The sequence below is a fragment of the Bacillus mojavensis genome (assembly GCF_012648005.1).
In the GTDB taxonomy this organism is placed as follows: Bacteria; Bacillota; Bacilli; order Bacillales; family Bacillaceae; genus Bacillus; species Bacillus mojavensis.
The window spans coordinates 2,341,124-2,360,507 of sequence record NZ_CP051464.1; the positions used below are offsets into that span (position 1 = coordinate 2,341,124).

A 19,384-nucleotide genomic window follows, 5' to 3' on the forward strand; every position below is an offset into this window, starting at 1 on the left:
ATCATTACAAGTTTACACTAATGAACTTGAAAAAACAAGGATGCTCTGCAGGCCCAAAAGCCCTTTTTACCGCTTATAATTCCATTCATCAGAAGCATATTTTGTTTCTGCCAAGTTCTGAACAAAATCAAGTTCTTCCTGAGATAGTTCGTATGGCTCCAAGTGAATATTCAAACCTTTTTCAAATCCGGATTTAAAAGCCTTGCGTGCATCGTCCATCGTCACCGGGTGATCGGTGAGTTCATTAATCGCAACCGCTTTATTTTTAAAATTGCGCTGCATCCGCTCTCTGACTCTTTCACTCGGATACAAAAATAGATCGAACAGCTTATCCTCATCCAAATCAAGCAAAATGGATCCGTGCTGAAGGATGACGCCTTTTTGTCTCGTTTGCGCGCTTCCCGCCACCTTACGTCCCTCGACAACGAGCTCATACCAGGACGGCGCATCAAAACAAACGGATGACCGCGGGTTCTTTAAGCTTTCTTTTTCTTTTTCGGTTCTCGGAATGGCAAAATAAGCGTCAAGACCAAGATTTCTAAAGCCTTGAAGTATGCCTTCCGAAATAACCCGATATGCCTCGGTTACAGTCGCCGGCATTTCCGGATGATCCTCAGAAACGATTACACTGTATGTCAATTCCTGATCGTGGAGCACCCCTCTTCCTCCGGTCGGGCGTCTGACAAATCCAAGATTATACTTATGTACTGCTTCAAAATTGATTTCCTTTTTAATATTTTGAAAATATCCCACAGAAAGTGTCGCCGGATTCCAGCCGTAAAAACGGATGACCGGAGGAATTTTCTTCTCACTGTGCCAATATAAAAGCGCTTCATCAAGCGCCATATTGAAAGCCGGGCTTGCATTTCCTGAGTCTATAAACCGCCAAGTTTCTTTTTCCATTTTGAGACCTTCCTTACCGTTTTAATAGAATCAGTTTAACAAACTGCCGGGAAAATGAAAATATTTTAATTCCATTATGGATGACAATCGCGCCGTGCTTTACTATAATAGTATTTGTCGAAAACGTCTCTATGCCTTGTTTAAAGAAGCAGGGTTTTGATTTTATACGTTAAAGGAGTAGAATCACATTGTCTAATATGATCGTTTTAATTATTTTTGCTGCGTTTATCGTCTATATGATTGCTTCATATGTCTATCAGCAGCGAATTATGAAAACACTTACGGAAGAAGAATTCCGCGCAGGTTACCGCAAAGCGCAGCTTATCGACGTTCGTGAACCGAATGAATTTGATGGCGGACATATTTTAGGCGCCCGTAACATCCCGCTTTCTCAGCTGAAACAGAGAAAAAATGAAATCCGTCCGGACAAGCCTGTCTATCTGTACTGCCAGAACAGTGTCCGCAGCGGACGCGCGGCACAAACCCTGCGCAAAAACGGCTGCACTGAGATTTATAATCTTAAGGGCGGCTTTAAAAAATGGGGCGGAAAAATTAAAGCTAAAAATTAAAAAACAGCTGTCTGATATCAGACAGCTGTTTTTTAATTTACAAGTTCACTGCTTACGTTTTTCTCATATCTGAGTACAGGCTGCCTGGCTGCTTTCGTTTCATCCATTCTTTTGACGATTGTTGTATGCGGTGCCTCCTGTACGAGCTCCGGAGTTTCCTCTGCTTCTTTCGCAATTTGGATCATAGCATCAATAAACGCATCCAGCGTTTCCTTGGATTCTGTCTCTGTCGGCTCAATCATGATGCATTCCTCAACATTAAGCGGGAAATAAATCGTAGGCGGATGATACCCAAAATCGAGCAGCCGTTTTGCAATATCCAGCGTGCGCACACCAAGCTTTTTCTGGCGTTTCCCTGACAAAACAAATTCGTGCTTACAATGGCGGTCAAACGGCAGATCGTAATAAGGGGCAAGCTTTCTCATCATATAGTTGGCGTTCAACACCGCGTTTTCAGTAACGGCTTTTAACCCGTCTGGGCCCATAGAACGGATATACGTATACGCTCTGACATTGATGCCGAAGTTGCCGTAGTAAGGCTTAACACGGCCGATCGCATGAGGGCGGTCATAATCAAAAGTAAACCGGCCTTCTTTTTTGATTAAAACGGGTTTTGGCAGGTAAGGAATCAGATCTTCTTTTACGCCAACCGGACCTGAACCCGGACCGCCTCCGCCGTGAGGCCCTGTGAAGGTTTTATGCAAATTAAGATGCACCACATCAAATCCCATATCACCGGGTCTCGCTTTACTCAACACGGCATTTAAATTAGCACCGTCATAATACAGCTTTCCTCCGGCTTGGTGAACGATCTCCGCCATCTCAGTGATCTGCTCCTCAAATAATCCGAGTGTATTCGGATTCGTCAGCATAAGAGCTGCGGTTTCTTCATTCACCGCTCTTTTTAAATCCTCTAAATCAACAAGTCCGTTTTCATTCGATTTCACCGTAACCGTTTCAAAACCGGCAACTGTTGCAGAAGCAGGATTTGTCCCATGAGCTGAATCGGGGACAATGACCTTTGTCCGTTTCATATCTCCGCGCGCCTCATGATAAGCGCGGATCATCATCAGTCCCGTCCATTCACCATGCGCACCCGCTGCGGGCTGAAGCGTGACCTCATCCATTCCGGTAATTTCTTCGAGGTGCTTGCTTAAGTCATATAAAAGCTCCAAAGCGCCTTGCACTGTGTCTTCGTCCTGAAGAGGATGAATCGCGGCAAAACCGGGAATCCGAGCGATTTTTTCATTCAATTTCGGATTGTATTTCATTGTACAGGAACCGAGCGGATAAAAGCCCGAATCAACCCCGTGGTTCCGTCTGGACAACGCTGTGTAATGCCGCATAATATCCAGCTCAGAAACCTCCGGCAGCTCTGCGTCCTCATCACGGATATAGCTGTCTGACAAGAGGTCCTCCACTTTCATTTCCGGTACGTCAAGCTCCGGCAGACTGTAGCCGACACGGCCTTCTCTTGAAAGCTCAAAAATAAGTGCCTGATCCTGATTATTCATGGCGATCCCCCAATTCCTGAATGAGTGCGTCAATTTCTTCTTTTGTTCTCAGCTCTGTTACGGCAATAAGCATATGGCGGTCAAGCTCCGGATACGTCAGACCCAAATCGTAGCCACCGATGATCCCATTTGTCAGCAATCTTTGGTTTACCGATTTCACAGGTTCATCAAGTTTGATGACGAATTCGTTAAACATCGGCCCATCAAACATTACGGTGAGCCCCGCTTTTTTCGCTTCTTGCTTAGCATAATTGGCTTTGAAGAGATTTTGGCGGGCGATTTCTTTTACGCCGTTTTTCCCGAGAGCCGTCATGGCGACGGAAGCGGCCAGTGCGTTTAATGCCTGGTTCGAGCAGATGTTTGAGGTCGCCTTATCCCTGCGAATATGCTGCTCTCTGGCTTGCAAGGTAAGCACAAAACCTCTTTTTCCGTTTTCATCCTCCGTTTGTCCGACGAGGCGGCCCGGCACCTTTCTCATTAATTTTTTCGTGACGGCAAAAAATCCACAATGGGGTCCGCCGTATGCTGAAGGAATCCCAAATGGCTGTGCGTCGCCAACCACAATATCAGCCTGAAAAGCGCCCGGCGGGGTCAGAAGTCCCAATGCAAGCGGATTGGCTGAGACAATAAACATGGATTTCCCCTGATGAGCGATCGGCTCAATATCCTTCAACGGCTCAACCCGCCCAAAAAAGTTTGGGTACTGCACAATGACTGCTGCCGTATCGTCACAAACAGTTTCACGTAAAGCATCAAGATCAGTCACTCCATTGGCAGCAGGGACTTCAACAACTTCAATATATTGTCCTTTTGCATAGGTTTTCAGCACTTCTCTCGATTCAGGGTGCACGGTTGTGGACACCACGATTTTTTTCTTTTTCGTATGTCCGGAGGCAAGCATCGCAGCTTCCGCCAAGGCTGTTCCGCCATCATACATAGAAGAGTTGCTGATATCCATTCCTGTTAATTCACAAATCATCGTTTGAAACTCGAAAATTGCCTGAAGCTCCCCTTGAGAAATTTCCGGCTGATATGGCGTATATGCTGTATAAAACTCAGACCTTGAAATGACATGATCCACAATAATTGGCTGATAATGATCATATACACCGGCGCCTAAGAAAGATGCGTATTGAACGGTATCACGGTTTTTAGACGCCAGCTTTGTCAGTTCTTTTGTTAATTCCGTTTCTGATTTTGCCTTTTTGATTTGATACTCTTTTTTAAATCTGACGTTCTCCGGTATATCAGCGAATAAATCATCGATCGTGTTTGCGCCGATGGCATCAAGCATTTCCTGTTTATCCTTTTCTGTAGCGGGCAAATAGCGGTGCTTCATGTGTTGACCCCTCTCCAAAGAAAAATTTTAGCGTTTATAAAAAGGTGTTTTAACTACCTTTGCTTTTACTAATTTTTTGCGAATCTCCACTTCTACAACAGTTCCGATCTCACTCGCTTCAGCATCCACCAAGGCAAGGCCGACGTTTTTCCCCAATGTCGGTGACTGGGTGCCTGTGGTTACCTTTCCGACGGACTTGCCGCTTTGAAACACTTCATATCCGTGTCTCGGTATTCCTTTTTCAATCATTTCAAGACCCACGAGCTTTCGTTTCGCTCCATTTTCTTTCTGTTCACTCAATACAGACTTACCAAAAAAATCAGACTCTTTTTTGTGTTTTACGGCAAAGCCTATACCTGCTTCAACCGGCGTGATGTTCCGAGTCAGCTCCTGGCCATAGAGCGGGAGCTTCGCTTCAAATCTGAGTGTATCACGTGCACCTAGACCGCATGGCACAAGCCCGTGTTCTTCACCTGCTTCAATGATTTGTTTCCAAATTCGGACGGCGTCATCAGCGCGGCAGTAAATTTCAAACCCGTCTTCACCCGTATAGCCGGTGCGCGAAATCAGTGCTTTGCAGCCGCTGATATCAGCTTCATCAATAAATGCAAATGGTTTTAAAGCAGACACATCTGCAGCTGTCATATGTTTTAAGATTGTTTCTGCTTTCGGACCCTGCACGGCCAGAAGCGCGATCTGATCTGACAAATTGTCAATCTGGACATCTCCTGCTGCGTGTTCTTTGAGCCAAGCAAGATCTTTTTCTATATTAGAAGCATTTATGACAAGCAAATAGCGGTTTTCAGATTTTTGATAGATGAGTAAATCATCAACGGTGCCGCCATCCGGGTAGCACATCGCGGTATATTGCGCACGGCCGGTTTTTAACGCGGATACATCATTTGTCATCAGCTTTTGTAAAAAAGACAGACTGTCATTCCCCTTGATTTCGACTTCACCCATATGAGAAACATCAAACAGCCCGGCTGCTGTTCGGACAGCCTCGTGCTCTTTTTTGATAGAAGAAAATTGAACGGGAAGCTCCCAGCCTCCAAAATCAATCGTCTTCCCTCCATATTCCTTATACAATTCAAATAACGGCGTTCTTTTCAGCATCAAATTCCTCCCCTTTTTCAACGGCGCAGCTAAAAACACATACAAAAAAGGACAGAGAAACACCTCATATTAAATGAAGGTTCTCTGTCCTGGCACCTGAAAGTTTACTTTGCAATAGCAAAGACGTCCCCTTTGGTGGCTTGCGCATTTCACACAAACACTCTCCAGAGTTGCGTCGAGCAAGAGTTCTTTTGCCTGAGAGATTCACTCCGCAGCTTGCTCCTTCGGCGCCTGTATCCCGATTTTCTCGGTCAGGTCTCTCCCCTTGCTGTCATTCGCTCATATTTTCATGCTGTTATGGACATACTATAGCAATATCTTACATCAAATACATACTCATATCCTACCATCATCACTATATGCGGGGCAACAGCAATTTGGGCGGATTTTTCTTATATTGTACATTTTAAAAATTGAAGAATATGAAAGGCGGTTTCACAGCAATGAATGCAGAAATAACATATGATACAAAATGGCCTGAAGAATTTGCCGATAGACTGAATAACGACGGTCCGTGGTCAAACTGGGAACTATACAAGCTTTCATCAGAAATTCAGGAAACATTGGCAATTCCTGAATTTGAAGGCTTGCGGGCCCCATTATATCTCCCTTCCTTTACGCCGCTTCCCCATCAGCTTGAGGTTGCGCAGAAGGTCGTTGAAAAAATGAACGGAAAAGCGATTTTAGCAGATGAAGTGGGGCTCGGCAAAACTGTTGAGGCTGGACTGATTCTAAAAGAATATATGATTCGCGGGTTAGCCAAAAAAATTCTGATCCTTGTGCCAGCTTCTCTTGTTTCGCAGTGGGTAAATGAGCTTCAGGAAAAATTTTTGATCCCGGCTGTTGAGCAAAAGAAAAGCTATGTGTGGGAGCAGTGCGATATCGTCGTGTCCTCCATCGATACTGCAAAGCGCTCGCCCCACCGGGAAATTGTGCTGTCAATCCCATATGATCTCGTCATTATTGATGAGGCCCACAAGCTGAAAAATAGTAAAACCAAGAACTATGAATTTGTCCGGAATCTTGTAAAAAAATACTGCCTCCTGCTGACCGCGACGCCAATCCAAAACCGTGTTGAAGAAATTTTCAATTTGGTTTCCTTATTAAAGCCTGGTCATTTAGGCAATCAGAATCACTTTCAAGAAATGTTTTCTAAAAAGAAATCCAGCTTAGAAGCGCATGATCATTTAAAAGATCTAGTGAATAAAGTCATGATTCGCAACAGGCGGCATGACACCGGGCTGAATTGGAAGCAGCGCCGCGTCGAAACAGTGCCGATTGAATTTTCTCCATCAGAGCAGGCGCTTTACGATGAAATTTCCCGTCTGAAAGAAAGCATTCACAAACCGGCCAGCATGTTCTCCATTATGACACTCCAAAGAGAATGCTGTTCAAGCAGGGAAGCTGTGTACATGACACTGAAAAAAATGCTCGACCAAAAAGAAAAACAGGCACCAGCCATTGATGAACACACCATTTCTATATTAATGGACCGCATCAATCAAGTGACGCAAAATTCTAAAGCCAATCAAGTCGTTGATCTGATTAAAAAGATAGACGATAAAGTCATTATTTTCACAGAATACCGTGCCACTCAAATTTATCTGCAGTGGTTTCTTCAGCAACACGGCATCAGCTCTGTGCCGTTCAGAGGCGGATTTAAACGCGGAAAAAAAGACTGGATGAAGGATCTTTTCCGCGGGAAGATTCAAGTGCTGATTGCAACTGAAGCAGGTGGCGAAGGGATCAACCTGCAGTTTTGCAATCACATGATTAACTATGACCTGCCATGGAATCCGATGCGGCTTGAACAAAGAATCGGAAGAATCCACAGGCTCGGGCAGGAGCGTGATGTTCATATTTATAACATGGCTACCAAACATACAGTGGAAGAGCATATTTTAAAGCTTTTATATGAAAAAATTCATTTATTTGAAAAAGTGGTCGGCGAGCTTGATGACATTTTAACAAAAATTCAAGTCAACAATTTTGAAGAGCACCTGCATGATATTTTGTACCATTCGGCAACCGAAGAAGAAATGAAAATTAAAATGGACAACTTAACCTCATTTTTGTCATATAAAAAACAGCAGCCCGCTGAAAAAAGAGGATCTTAGCCGAAAAGGAGGTTTTACAAGTGAGACAGCAAGAGGTTCATCAATTTCTGCTTCGTTTTTTCCAGGCAAACAGCTGTCCGATCATCGACCAAGGCCCCGGATACATGACGGTGCAGCTTACCGTTGAAATGGACAAACAGATCATGAATCGGCCTTTTTACTGGCACTGGCGCGAGAAGACCGGGGGTGACCCTAATCCGATGAAAATAACGTTCATTACAGATAAAGAGACTGCTCCAAAAGACCTAGAGGGCGAATTTATTTATTTCGGGGCGCCACGTCTATTTCAAATATTTAAAGCTGTTAAACAAAATGGGAGATTTACCAGAATGTATGAGAAAATTGAATCAGCCGGAGCGAAAATTCCGCTTCAGCCTTGGCTTGGTATAAATGTCATGATTTCATACCAGTCCGACATGAAAAAGGATAAGCTATTGTCACTAGGTCTTCACCTTGTCTCTGGAACCATGATTGAAGATTTTCAAAGCAAGCTCATACAGCTTTCATTGACATCACAAATATGTGACTATTGTTTCACCATATCGCCTATGATTAAACCTGAAAGCGGTCTTAAGCGGATGGAGAGCTATATTACCCAGGCCGCTATGCAAGAACCGTCAGACTGGGCAGAGCAGGCGGTAAACAGGTGGCAAAACGATATGAAATTGCTTGATCAGTTTTATGAGCATACAGAAGAAAAACCAGAAGAGTACCACCTTGAAAAACAGGCGTTAAAAGCCTTGTATCAACCAAAGATATCAGTTCAGATCGAGAATGGCGGATTATTTTTTCTGCAAAATAATATTTCGAGCTAACTTTTTTCATATTCGACATCGTTCTCGTTTTTTTTGGGAAAATGCTATTATAATAAAGGTATATTGGAAAAAAATTCTGGCTATACAATTGGCAAATGACTTCCAGAGATCACAGAAGGCGTACATCATGGCCGGACTGGCTGAAATACATAAACAAGTATTTTAGGAGGAGAAACTGCATGAAAAATGCAAAACAAGAGCACTTCGAATTGGATCAAGAATGGGTTGAATTAATGATGGAAGCCAGAGAAGCAAATATCAGCCCTGAGGAAATACGCAAATATTTACTTTTAAACAAAAAGTCTGCTTATCCTGGTCCGGCAGCCAGAAGTCATACCGTAAATCCTTTCTGAATGTGCTATAATATCACAAGGAAGGTGATGACATTGATTGGCCAGCGTATTAAACAATACCGTAAAGAAAAAGGCTACTCACTATCAGAACTAGCAGAAAAAGCTGGGGTAGCGAAGTCTTATTTAAGCTCAATAGAACGAAATCTACAAACGAACCCCTCCATTCAATTTCTCGAAAAAGTCTCCGCTGTTCTGGACGTCTCGGTTCATACTTTGCTCGATGAAAAACATGAAACCGAATACGATGGTCAATTAGATAGTGAATGGGAGAAATTGGTTCGCGATGCAATGACATCTGGGGTATCGAAAAAACAATTTCGTGAATTTTTAGATTATCAAAAATGGAGAAAATCTCAAAAAGAGGAGTAGTGTCTGAGCAGAGGCACTTACTCCTCTTTTGTCAATGAACATAAGGAATGGCTCAGTACGCATGTACTGAGCCACCTCTTTTTTCTATTAATGTTTATCCTCGCTATGCGCTTTTTCATTTTCTTTAATGTAACCGTCTTTATCAGTATGTTCCTTTTTGATTGTCAAGCCATTCCACTGTGTAGCTTCGAATGAGAATTGAAGCTGTAAAGAGTTGCCTTGATATTTATTTTGAACCATTTGTCCCTTTTCATCTTTTGTTTTATCGTCTTTAAATTGAATTTCCATTTTAACCTGGTCAAAATCGGTTGGTGTTTTTGGAACACCATCATATTCAGGAGCGGTTTTACCGTCAATTGTCGCTATATTGACTTTTCCGCTTGCGTTTAAGAATTTAGGATCAATTTGTTTTTTAATTTTTTCAGTCGCCGTAGCATCATTCTTAGAGGACATTAAATATAAGTCTTTGAGGTTGGCATCATCCAAAATGATGTTTTTCGGATAGCCGTTGCCTCCCTCTTTGCCGACTGTCAATAATGTAACCTCAAACTGGCTGAGAAAATCTTCTGGAGATGTATTACTTCCGCCGTTTGCTTTAAATTCCCCATAATTCAGGGCCATTAATACCTCTTTGATCGCAAGTGAGCCGTTATTTTCAAATTGGAAATCTTTCGTCAATTTGTCTCCCGGCTTTAGATTTGATAAGTTGACACTTGCAGAATTTTCTTTAGCTGCTAAGTCAAGCGTACCAGATGCAAAAGTAGCATCTGTTGATTTAATATCGTTAAATGCTGCCCATGTTCCTCCTCCTACTAATGCTAATCCTAGTGCTGCTGATGCAACTCCTAAACTTAATTTCTTTTTCATACCCATGGTAAACTCCCCTTTTATTGAATGATTATATTATCGAAACCTGTTGCCAGGTTTACAACTGATGTTAAGTGGACATCGTATTGTCCTTTGTCTCTGTTTCCAAGGCTTTCGTCTTTCTTTCAATCTCTCTAATCGCACTGCTGATTGTCACAAAGGAGTAGATCAGCAGCATAACGCCTGGAACAATCAGTAAAATAGCAGTGCCGATCGGCTGACTGGCAAAATGAAGCATGTAGCCGGCATAAGGAAGCTGAAAACCTGTATATTGCGCGCGGACATTCTCATCCGACACAGGCGCAGAATCAGCTGCAGCATTATTATCTCCTTTTGTTTGGAATAACAAATGATCGCCTTGCTTTGTAATATCAATAATTCTATGGGTTACCGCAGTGTCTGCATCCTGCATAAATGTGATTACGTCTCCCTTTTGGAGCTTTTTCACATCTGTGATTTCTTTCACGAGAATTAATGAGCCCGTTTTAAATTCAGGGTCCATTGAGCCAGACAGTACTGATTTCAGCGTGTATCCGAATACTGCCGGCTCTCCCCCGGATGAACGTGTTGATATGACAACAAGCGTTAACACAATAATCAGAGTAAAGATGATAACGTAAAGGATATTACTGATCAGCTTTAATGCTTTTTTCATCCTCTTCCCCGCTTTCCTTTTGAACTTGTTGATTTTCTTTGTCTTCAGTTACGTCTTTGTCAGCTGTTTTTTCTTTATCTGCTTCTTCTTTTCTGTCACTTTCTGCTTGATTGTGCTGAGTTTTCGCAGCCTGCTGACTTTCCTTTTTCGGTGCTGTCGGTTTTTCGTCACACTTCCCAATTGTCATTGGTTCAGACCACTCATACTTGCTGCCGTCCGCCGGATAGCCGGCCGGTTTATATACTTTAAACGCATAAATGCCAGGTTTCACTTTTTTCTTTGTTTCAATTTTGTAAAGTGATTCGCCTATTTGGTTGGAAACGTATCCTTTATCTATTACGTTCCCGTCTTTTAGCGGTTTGCTGGTGTTTGCCAGTTTATGAAGCTCCCACTTCCATTTCGATTTCTTAAGTTTCTCGCCTCTGTTTTCCAGCTCGGCAAATAGACTGACAGGTGAACAGACAGTACCTTTTGTATCTGTTTGATTCACCACGTGTAAATCACTTTGGTCCCACCGTTTATCATAATGACAGTTTTTATCTGTGTGTTGAAAGTTCTCACACGTTTGAAGCGAGACATCCAAGTTTTCAATATCATGAAAAGCAGCGCTTGTATCTCCGGTAAATTGTAAGCATATCGCGGCTGTCAGACTGAATATGGCTGAAAGCTGAAAAACAAGCAGCAATCTCAGTTTCGTCTTAGCCTTATGCTGATTGCGGAACAATCGAAACATACCTTACCTCCTGTAAAACACTGTAACTAGATGTGACAATCGTTCTCTTTTAAGAACCGCACAAATTGAGTATAATCAACGAGTGTTGGATTGAAAAACACCAAAATCCGCCATTTCGTTCGTTTAAGAGAATGTTTTCATCATATTGCATAGCCTTACTCAATATTGCTCACATTTTTAAGTTTTTTGAATTTTTTGGGATTGTTATGTGAGAAATTAAACGCATATCAGGTTAACATTTGGCAATAATAAACAACAAAGAAAGGGTGACGGCTTATGATCAAACAATGTGTAATTTGTCTGTCTCTTCTAGGTTTCAGCACCGCTGCCGCTCAAGCAGAAGAAGGGCCGCTTGTAACCGCCCGCCACATGTCAAAATGGGAAGAGCTTGCTGTAAAAGAAGCAAAAAAAAGGTACCCGCTCGCACAGGTACTGGTTAAACAAAAAGTTTGGGACCGCAAAAGAAAAGACGAAGCTGTGAAGCAATATCATTTAACCCTGAGAGAAGGCTCAAAGGAATTCGGCGTGTTTGTCACAATTTCATTCGATCCTTATAGTCAAAAGGTGAATAAAATTGCAATTTTAGAAGAATATCAATAAGGTCCTCCATGTGAAGGACCTTGTTCGTTATATTGGTGCAATTTATTTTTTTCTTTTCAGCCATAGCCTAAAACCATAAGGTAAAATTCCAAACCAATGCTGAGAAGCCGGCGTTTTTGTTTCTTTTCGAACCTCTTTTCGTTCTTTTCGCTCATCTTTCGGAGTGTCTATATATTTTACAAATTGCTGAGTCATATATTTGACATAATCATTCGTTTTCACGTGATCACCTCATCATTCAGTTATTATGAAGTGTTGGCTCACACGACTTTTTTTATACACATCCCCCTGGTTTATTCTGTCCAGCTCAGCAGTTTTTTCTGATTTTGATCGAACAGCAGCTTGGCGCTTTTTTCTGTTCCCGACTCTGTGATGGCTTTGAGGGTGATTTCTTGCTGTTCTTTTATGGTTGTTTCGCGAATGTCATAAGAAACCTGTCCATATGGAAGCTGCTGTGAACCCTTTTGGCCTTGTCTGTGCTCAAGAATATGCCTGATGGATAGAAGCGCACCATTTTGCAGCAGATTTTCTCCTGTGTAATACTCTTTTGTTTCCTTCTCAAACATATGGCGGGAAACAAATTGAGAGGCGGTGAAATTCACAACCAGCAGCACAAGGGCAAATGTAAAAAGAACGGCTGGATAGATAAAACCTTTTGAGCAGTGCATTCACCCACCACCTAATGACGTATATACCGGAACAGCGGTTTGATACTCTTTATCATTCTCACTCTTGACTTTCAGCCAAAGCCTCCCATTTCTAACCTCTGCTTTCATTGTTTTAATATGGCCAAGAATCGGAACATGCCCTTTCCCGTCTACTCTTTTCCTGATCATTGAATGGTAGATTTCAAAACGGACCTCTTGCCCAGACAGATTTCTGCAGATTAAGACGCTGCCATGCTCAGCTGTCTGCACAGTCTGCGACTGCTTGCACTCATTCATGATCTGCTCTACCGAAATGATCCATTCTCGCTGCATGAAGCCCTCATTCTCCTGTTGACGTGCCAAAAATAGATGAAAGAACATCGCTAACGATCCTGATATGAGCAAATAAGCAGAAAGCGAAAATAGTACATTAAGAAGCGTATAGCCAGTCTGTCCGCAAAATGCTGAGGCAAAATGGCTTGTCTTTATAGGCGTCTGATGAGATACATACGTTTTGATATTCTCCCTCCTCCTCCCATGTCATCGAGTATTTGTTATTGTTCATTGAAACAGTCTTTGATGAATTTCCTGCCCCTGTCAGCATATATTGGCCTATGCTTTCATTAACAAGCTGATAACCAATTTCTCTGGAGTCCGCTATATGTTCATCAGCTATCAGCTTATCCCACATCGGCACAATTGTCAGAAGCATAAACAGCCATATGCTAAGGGCAGACATTGTTTCAATTGTAGAAAAGCCTTTATTTTCTCTCCACATTGACTCTTCCGCTCCCTAAATAAACTGTTATGTCATAGGCGGCATGCCCTTTTATACGTATTTTTCCGCCTATATTCGGGTGCCCTTTCTCATTAAATTCCAATCGGTCTTTTAAAGTCAGTGATTCTGCTAAAAGACCATTATCATAAATACGGTCTATAACAGTGTCACCTATGATTACTTGATATTTTTTCTCTTGAAAAAGAATTTTTGTTCTTTGATGATTGGAAATTGCAGTCTGCTGCGCAAGTAAAATATCGTTTTTCAACTGTGATACTGTCTGCCGTAAAGCTGTATTTTCATAAACAGGAGGAAGCGTGGTAAACACCGCAATCAGCATAATAGAGGCGAGACTTAAAACAAGCAGGCTTTCTAAAAGGGTGAAGCCAGCTTCTCCTTTTAATTTAATGTTCAACCTTAACCTCCCCGCCGGTGATGATAATTTGCTTTCCATTTGGACAAACCGCATCCTTTTTTACATAGCCTTCTGCCTGTAAATCGCCGAGGCTTGGTGTCTTCCCGTCATGATCGAGTTCATATGCTGTTACCTGCGCCTTCATCATGTTTTGCAGGCCTTCACAGCCTTTTTTCTGAATGGTTTGATTATGTTTTGTTACATTCGGTATGGTGATCAATAGCAAAATAGAAATAATAAAGAGCACGATTAGCATCTCCACAAGTGTAAACCCTTTCTCATTCATCAGCCTCTTCCTTTCACATTTGATTCATCATCTGATACATAGGCAGGAGCATCGATAAATACACAATTAAAATCATCGCTGCTACAAATCCATAAATAATGGGCTGAAGAATGCCTGTCCATTTTTGTGACTTGTCCTCAAGCCGCTGCAATATAAACTGACTGTACGTGAAGAGTTCCCGGTCCAAACGGCCGCTTAGCTGGCCATGAGATATTACTTTTGAAAAATCACTTTCGTAAAAAGGGTGTTTGTCTAAAGCAGTTTCAATGGTTTCACCGGCTTTTAACTGTTCAATCATTTGTTCAGCTTCGTGGCGGTAGAAAGGAAGAAACGTTTGATGTCTAAATGCTTTCAAACTGTCATAAATAGAAAGTCCTGATGCCAGAAGACTGCTCAGCTGTAAAGAAAAAAAGTAGCTGTTAAACAGCCTGACCAGCTTTCCAAACAGAGGAATACTTACGCAAATGTGCATTTGGAGGTCAGGGGATTTTTTCTTAAACACAAACCAATAATAAAGACCTATCCCTGCGGCCAAAATGGCCATTAATATGAAGACGGCATCAAGGTGCTGAAAAAACGCAAAAATGATGCCTGTTGTGCGTGAAGTTTCTACATTCATCGATTGATAAATACCGGAAAACTGAGGGATGATGATGTTTTGCAGCATATAGAGCATGACACCAACGGTAAAGATGAGAAAAAGAGGATATCTCAGCACCCTTTTAATATGCTCTGCCTGCGCTGTTTTTCGTTCCAGCAGCTCTCCGCTCTGAATCATGGAAGCCGGCAATTCTCCATGTGTTTCAGCAAAATAACAAATACCAATGGCTTCTTTATGAAATGACAAGCTCTTTAATACAGAGTAAAATGATTCCCCTTCTCTCAACCGTCTTATTGCGGCAGCCAAGTCCGCCAGCTGCCTTTTATTCATTTGCAGCTGCATTAGGCGCAATCCGTCTAAAAGACTGTATCCGCCCGCTGTCATTTCCCCTAGCCTTTTCAGTAAATAGGCTTGATCCTTTAACGGCCAAACTTTTCTAATCTGTTTCATGATAAACCCACCGGTCATAGTTATTTGTCGTTAAATAGCCGAGCGCAATCCCTTTTCTTATAATTTGACGCAACGTTTGATATTGGTAATTTGCATTATCCCCTTTCGCTTCCTGAATACACTGCTGAAGGTTTTTCCCGTATAGCAGCTCGTATACGCTTGCTCTCCTTATGTTTCGTGACAGTCGGCAATACACTGAAGAACATCCGTTTTCACAATACGGGCAAGCCAAATCAACTAAACGCTGAGCCGCTATCGCAATAACCGTTTGCTCGATTTCATTCATATTAATGCCAAATTCAAGCAGCCTGTAAATCGCGCCCTTGGCATCTCTCGTATGAAGGCTCGTCAGCACTAAATGACCAGTCATCGCTGCCCGCACCGCGATTTGGGCTGTTTCAGCATCTCTAATCTCACCTAAAATGATCATATCGGGGTCATGGCGCAAAATAGCCTTCAGCCCTGTGGAATATGTGACCCCGGCTTTTTCATTCACCTGCACCTGAAGAACATCTTCATCCCTCGTTTCCACTGGATCTTCAAGTGTGACAATGTTTCGATTGAAATGTTTTTTTGCATATTGAATCAGAGAATATAACGTTGTTGTTTTCCCAGAGCCTGTTGGTCCGGTAAAAATCAGCATGCCGTGGGAGTGTTTTAAAAATGAAAGCAAGGTGGCTCCTGTCTGTGGGAATAAAGACAGTTTGTCAATCGAAGGGATATTATACTGAGGCATCACTCTGATGACGAGGCTTTCTTCGTTAATTGTCGGGAGCGTTGACATCCTTAAGTGAACGTCACCCTCTTTTAATTTTAGAGTAAGCGATCCACTTTGCGGCTTTCTTCTCTCCCCAATGTCCATAGCTGAGAGAAACTTAAAATGAGAAATGAGCCTTACACACTCTTCTTTTTTCATGTTTCGTTTTTTCAGCAATGCATTGTCAACCCGAAAATGGATGATCGCGTCCCGTTCCCTTGGCACAATGTGAATGTCAGAGGCCTTCGTCTTATATGCCTCTTCAATTAAGGTTCTACTTATGTTTTCTATCGAATCCAATTTGATTCCCTCTCCTTTCAAAGCGTATTGTAGAAAAAGAAGACATAGTAATCAAACAAAGAAAATGTGATTTTCTGATCTATTTACAACCTAAAAAAATCATTTATCCCTATCAAAATAGAAATTCAGCTTTATTTAACACATGATTTTCGATTTTAATAAGGATATGAAAAGAGATTAATGGACAGGTGTACGCAGTCCGGCTCTGGCATCTAAAGAGGAAATGATAAAATCGGAGTTTGACGCTTATTAAAAACGGCGGATCAGTTTATCGTATACAAAATAAAAAGGAAGAGGCAGCTACCTCTTCCCGACTGTTTGTTATGCTGATTTAGAAATGTCACTTAATGCTTAGGCTTTCTGGTCTGTGTCTTTCTTAACGGAAGGATCGCCTAACGCAACAATACCCGTTAAACGTTCATTTTCAAGAATCGGTAAACGGCGGATTTGATGCTCTGCCATAAGCTGACTCGCTCCATCATCAGACCTATCCGGATGACCGGAAACGATTTCTCTGCTCATGATGTCACTAGCTTGGCGCTTTTATTTGATCTTCAGCTAAGCTTGTGATGACAATGTCCCGGATTAGAAACGGCCCTTGAAATCTGATGATCCCACAAATTGGAATAGGACCGACATTGGAGTCTTTCATCTTTTTCGCTAGGTCAGTGACTGCTGCGGTCGGTTCCAGCAGCAGTCAAAGCTCCTTTACCGAGTGCTATTTATTCTTTATCCGTGCACAAAAAATGAAATATCTACTGCCTGTGCCTTTTTCGTGAATTTTTTCTCTTCCTTTCTTGCAGCATATCTCCCGTCCAGCCTTTTTTCTTCAGATACAGGTAAATCAGAATTGTTGAACTGAAAATTAAAAATAGAGAAAAAAGATATCCGTATTTCCAATTCAGCTCCGGCATCACCGAAAAGTTCATTCCCCAAAGGGCGCCAAGTGCTGTAATCGGCGTAAAAAGCGTCGTGAAAATAGTAAGGGCTTTTACGATTTCATTTCCCCTATGAGAAGTAATGACCTCTTCTGAATGCAAAAGGTTGTTAAGCTCCCCCTCAAATTCACTGATGTATGTGAAACCTCTGTCAATTTTCAGATGCGTGCGCTGATAATCCTTTTTCCCTTCATTTTGAGGCAAGAAGGTTTCTTTTAACGCCATCTCAAGTTTTTTGGCGCTTAAGATCAAGTTTTTCCAAATCATCAGCTCATGGCGCAGTAAATGAACGCGGTTTAAAATACTTTTGCTGTTATCATCCTTGATTTGCCACCTAAGCTCTCTCAATCTCACTTCAAATTTGTCGACACCGATTAAATAAGCATTCATTAATTCCCCTAGAAGTATTAAGAACCCCTCTATGGCATTGTTCGCTCTTTTCATTTGCTGGACAACTTGTTTCCCCTTAATCCCTTCTAATATAGAAAAATCAAAATTGATGGTGAAAAAATATTGCCGTGTGATATAAAAGTGAAATACGGTGTGATCCTTTTCTTCGTTCAGCCCTTGATCATATACGATCGAGCCGAATACCGCTTCATTCTCCGCTTCTGTTGTATCCACGCGCAAAAAGTTAATATGATGATTATTTTCAAACCATTTTTCACATTGCGGCCAATGAGAAAAATGGATCAGATCTCTTGCCTTATCTCTTTCCTGAGGCCCCATTTGGTACCAAAACCAATCTTCACCTGTATGTACCTTCATGTTACGATCCTCCAGACTTTTATTCTTTTGTTCTTTAATTGCCCAATGAAAAGCATTCCTAAACCATTTAGGCACTTTATCACATGTTTTGTGAGCTATTCCCGGTGGTATGGAATGTAGAAAGACATCGGAAAGGGAGGTGCATGCCTTCCTTGGAGAAGGCAGTTTATTTTGGAATTTATCAATTTATTAGCAGTCGCGTTTTTAATTTTGTTGACGGGATTTTTTGTCGCCGTAGAATTCTCAATCGTAAAAGTAAGACGATCCAGAATTGATCAGCTTGTCGCAAAAGGAAGAAAAGGGGCTAAAGCGGCAAAACATGTGGTCACTCATCTTGACGAATATTTATCAGCCTGCCAGCTGGGCATCACGGTCGCAGCTTTAGGACTCGGCTGGCTGGGTGAACCGACCGTACAGACTCTGCTTCGTCCGCTCTTTCATAAAGCAGGCTTAAACGAGTCGCTTACCCATCTTCTTTCTCTTATTATCGCCTTTTTAGTGGTAACGTATTTAAATGTCGTCATTGGGGAGCTGGCCCCCAAGAGCTTCGCGATTCAAAAAGCAGAAAGCATTACGCTGATGCTCGCGAAACCATTAATCTGGTTTTATAAAATCATGTTTCCGTTCATTTGGCTCCTTAACCAGTCTGCCCGATTAATCACGGGGCTTTTTGGGCTGAAGCCGGCATCAGAGCATGAACTGGCTTATACGGAGGAAGAGCTTAGAGTACTGTTGACCGAAAGCTATAAAAGCGGAGAAATCAGAAAAAGCGAATTAAAATATATGAATAATATATTTACATTTGATAAACGAATGGCAAAGGAAATTATGGTGCCGCGAAACGAAATGGTCAGTTTGTCAATTGAGGATGACTCAATCCCAAGCATGCGGGAAACGGTTAAGCAGACCAAATATACCCGGTACCCGATTGTTAAGGAAGATAAAGATAACGTCATCGGTGTGATCAATATGAAAGAAGTGCTGTTTTCATTGCTGACGAAAGACTTTTCTTTTCAAAAGCACAAAATTGAACCCTTCATACAGCCTGTCATTCATGTCATTGAGACCATTCCGATTTACAAATTACTCATCAAAATGCAAAAGGAACGCACCCATATGGCGATTCTCATTGATGAATATGGCGGAACTTCAGGTTTGATCACCGTCGAGGATATTATCGAAGAAATTGTAGGAGAAATACGTGATGAATTCGATTCAGATGAAGTGCCTCATGTTCGTGAACTGGGAAAAGATCATTATTTATTAAATGCGAAATTATTAATCAGTGACGTGAATAACCTGCTTGGAACTGATTTATCAGATGCTGAAGTTGATACACTCGGAGGCTGGTTTCTCACACAGAACATAGACGCCGAGCCCGAAAGTGTCATTGAATATGATGGCTTTTCATTTAAGGTTAAAGAAATTGACAGTCACCATATTTTGTTTATCGAAGTAAAAACAGCTGAATAGCCCTAGCACAGGCTGTTCAGC

23 protein-coding genes, 1 pseudogene and 1 riboswitch are annotated in these 19,384 nt (G+C 42.0%); of the genes and pseudogenes, 7 read left to right on the forward strand and 17 right to left on the reverse strand.

The features are described from left to right. Nucleotides 1–66 precede the first annotated feature (66 nt). Entirely contained in the window at nt 67–903 is an 837-nt protein-coding gene (lipM, locus tag HC660_RS12205; protein WP_168748221.1) for an octanoyltransferase LipM, read from the reverse strand. Between the two features lie 188 nt (nt 904–1,091). On the opposite strand from lipM, the gene HC660_RS12210 reads away from it, so the two are divergent. Beyond that, a complete protein-coding gene (locus HC660_RS12210; protein ID WP_010334910.1) occupies nt 1,092–1,472 on the forward strand; it encodes a rhodanese-like domain-containing protein in 381 nt (126 codons plus the stop codon). A gap of 32 nt (nt 1,473–1,504) precedes the next feature. Here the strand turns inward: HC660_RS12210 and gcvPB are convergent, their stop codons facing one another. Genes gcvPB through gcvT form a run of 3 tightly spaced genes read right to left on the reverse strand, consistent with a single transcriptional unit; the run spans nt 1,505 to nt 5,441 of the window. After that, nucleotides 1,505–2,986, reverse strand: coding sequence for an aminomethyl-transferring glycine dehydrogenase subunit GcvPB (gcvPB, locus tag HC660_RS12215; RefSeq protein ID WP_168748222.1), 1,482 nt, complete (start codon nt 2,984–2,986; stop codon nt 1,505–1,507). Next, nucleotides 2,979–4,325 (reverse strand): aminomethyl-transferring glycine dehydrogenase subunit GcvPA, encoded by a 1,347-nt coding sequence (gene gcvPA / locus HC660_RS12220; protein ID WP_168748223.1) that lies wholly within the window; start codon nt 4,323–4,325, stop codon nt 2,979–2,981. The genes gcvPB and gcvPA overlap by 8 nt, the downstream gene beginning before the upstream one ends. 27 nt (nt 4,326–4,352) lie before the next feature. Further along, on the reverse strand, nt 4,353–5,441 hold the full coding sequence (gene gcvT / locus HC660_RS12225; RefSeq protein WP_168748224.1) for a glycine cleavage system aminomethyltransferase GcvT: 1,089 nt from the start codon (nt 5,439–5,441) through the stop codon (nt 4,353–4,355). A 173-nt stretch (nt 5,442–5,614) separates the two neighbouring features. After that, a riboswitch (glycine riboswitch) is annotated at nt 5,615–5,716 on the reverse strand. A 168-nt stretch (nt 5,717–5,884) separates the two neighbouring features. On the opposite strand from gcvT, the gene HC660_RS12230 reads away from it, so the two are divergent. The 4 genes from HC660_RS12230 (at nt 5,885) to sinR (ending at nt 9,095) form a co-directional block, all read left to right on the forward strand. Beyond that, on the forward strand, nt 5,885–7,558 hold the full coding sequence (locus HC660_RS12230; protein ID WP_168748225.1) for a DEAD/DEAH box helicase: 1,674 nt from the start codon (nt 5,885–5,887) through the stop codon (nt 7,556–7,558). Between the two features lie 20 nt (nt 7,559–7,578). Next, a complete protein-coding gene (locus HC660_RS12235) occupies nt 7,579–8,373 on the forward strand; it encodes a YqhG family protein (protein WP_168748226.1) in 795 nt (264 codons plus the stop codon). Between the two features lie 179 nt (nt 8,374–8,552). Continuing rightward, the gene (sinI, locus tag HC660_RS12240; protein ID WP_010334916.1) at nt 8,553–8,726 is read left to right on the forward strand and encodes an anti-repressor SinI; all 174 of its coding nucleotides are present in this window, start codon (nt 8,553–8,555) and stop codon (nt 8,724–8,726) included. A 33-nt stretch (nt 8,727–8,759) separates the two neighbouring features. Then, nucleotides 8,760–9,095, forward strand: coding sequence for a transcriptional regulator SinR (sinR, locus tag HC660_RS12245; protein ID WP_003226345.1), 336 nt, complete (start codon nt 8,760–8,762; stop codon nt 9,093–9,095). An 87-nt stretch (nt 9,096–9,182) separates the two neighbouring features. Here the strand turns inward: sinR and tasA are convergent, their stop codons facing one another. The 3 genes from tasA to tapA all read right to left on the reverse strand — a co-directional run bounded on the left by tasA (nt 9,183) and on the right by tapA (nt 11,350). Next, nucleotides 9,183–9,968 (reverse strand): biofilm matrix protein TasA, encoded by a 786-nt coding sequence (gene tasA, locus HC660_RS12250; RefSeq protein WP_168748227.1) that lies wholly within the window; start codon nt 9,966–9,968, stop codon nt 9,183–9,185. A 64-nt stretch (nt 9,969–10,032) separates the two neighbouring features. Further along, a complete protein-coding gene (sipW, locus tag HC660_RS12255) occupies nt 10,033–10,617 on the reverse strand; it encodes a signal peptidase I SipW (protein WP_168748228.1) in 585 nt (194 codons plus the stop codon). Continuing rightward, a complete protein-coding gene (gene tapA, locus HC660_RS12260; protein WP_168748229.1) occupies nt 10,589–11,350 on the reverse strand; it encodes an amyloid fiber anchoring/assembly protein TapA in 762 nt (253 codons plus the stop codon). The genes sipW and tapA overlap by 29 nt, the downstream gene beginning before the upstream one ends. Nucleotides 11,351–11,626: 276 nt before the next feature. Between tapA and HC660_RS12265 the strand changes: the two genes are divergently transcribed. Further along, nucleotides 11,627–11,950 carry a YqzG/YhdC family protein gene (locus HC660_RS12265; RefSeq protein ID WP_168748230.1) on the forward strand — a complete coding sequence of 108 codons (324 nt, stop codon included), beginning with the start codon at nt 11,627–11,629 and terminating at the stop codon, nt 11,948–11,950. 42 nt (nt 11,951–11,992) lie between these two features. On the opposite strand, the gene HC660_RS12270 is transcribed toward HC660_RS12265, so the two are convergent. From HC660_RS12270 to HC660_RS12315, 10 genes are all read right to left on the reverse strand, one after another. Next, the gene (locus HC660_RS12270) at nt 11,993–12,172 is read right to left on the reverse strand and encodes a YqzE family protein (protein WP_003236949.1); all 180 of its coding nucleotides are present in this window, start codon (nt 12,170–12,172) and stop codon (nt 11,993–11,995) included. A gap of 71 nt (nt 12,173–12,243) precedes the next feature. Next, complete coding sequence (gene comGG, locus HC660_RS12275; RefSeq protein WP_168748231.1) at nt 12,244–12,618, reverse strand: competence type IV pilus minor pilin ComGG; 375 nt, start codon at nt 12,616–12,618, stop codon at nt 12,244–12,246. After that, on the reverse strand, nt 12,619–13,002 hold the full coding sequence (gene comGF / locus HC660_RS12280) for a competence type IV pilus minor pilin ComGF (RefSeq protein WP_168748232.1): 384 nt from the start codon (nt 13,000–13,002) through the stop codon (nt 12,619–12,621). It lies immediately after the preceding gene. Between the two features lie 25 nt (nt 13,003–13,027). Then, nucleotides 13,028–13,375 carry a competence type IV pilus minor pilin ComGE gene (gene comGE, locus HC660_RS12285; RefSeq protein WP_168748233.1) on the reverse strand — a complete coding sequence of 116 codons (348 nt, stop codon included), beginning with the start codon at nt 13,373–13,375 and terminating at the stop codon, nt 13,028–13,030. After that, a complete protein-coding gene (comGD, locus tag HC660_RS12290; RefSeq protein ID WP_168748234.1) occupies nt 13,359–13,790 on the reverse strand; it encodes a competence type IV pilus minor pilin ComGD in 432 nt (143 codons plus the stop codon). Before comGD ends, comGE begins: the two co-directional genes overlap by 17 nt. Then, entirely contained in the window at nt 13,780–14,076 is a 297-nt protein-coding gene (comGC, locus tag HC660_RS12295; RefSeq protein ID WP_168748235.1) for a competence type IV pilus major pilin ComGC, read from the reverse strand. The genes comGD and comGC overlap by 11 nt, the downstream gene beginning before the upstream one ends. A gap of 13 nt (nt 14,077–14,089) precedes the next feature. Continuing rightward, entirely contained in the window at nt 14,090–15,127 is a 1,038-nt protein-coding gene (gene comGB, locus HC660_RS12300; RefSeq protein WP_168748236.1) for a competence type IV pilus assembly protein ComGB, read from the reverse strand. Next, nucleotides 15,114–16,184, reverse strand: coding sequence for a competence protein ComGA (gene comGA / locus HC660_RS12305; protein WP_168748237.1), 1,071 nt, complete (start codon nt 16,182–16,184; stop codon nt 15,114–15,116). Before comGA ends, comGB begins: the two co-directional genes overlap by 14 nt. Nucleotides 16,185–16,535: 351 nt before the next feature. Continuing rightward, nucleotides 16,536–16,706 (reverse strand): CBS domain-containing protein, encoded by a 171-nt coding sequence (locus HC660_RS21095; protein WP_244956459.1) that lies wholly within the window; start codon nt 16,704–16,706, stop codon nt 16,536–16,538. Between the two features lie 233 nt (nt 16,707–16,939). After that, entirely contained in the window at nt 16,940–17,890 is a 951-nt protein-coding gene (locus HC660_RS12315) for a magnesium transporter CorA (protein WP_010334929.1), read from the reverse strand. Nucleotides 17,891–18,033: 143 nt separating this feature from the next. On the opposite strand from HC660_RS12315, the pseudogene HC660_RS12320 reads away from it, so the two are divergent. Then, a pseudogene (locus HC660_RS12320) lies at nt 18,034–19,363 on the forward strand (hemolysin family protein). Nucleotides 19,364–19,384 lie beyond the last annotated feature (21 nt).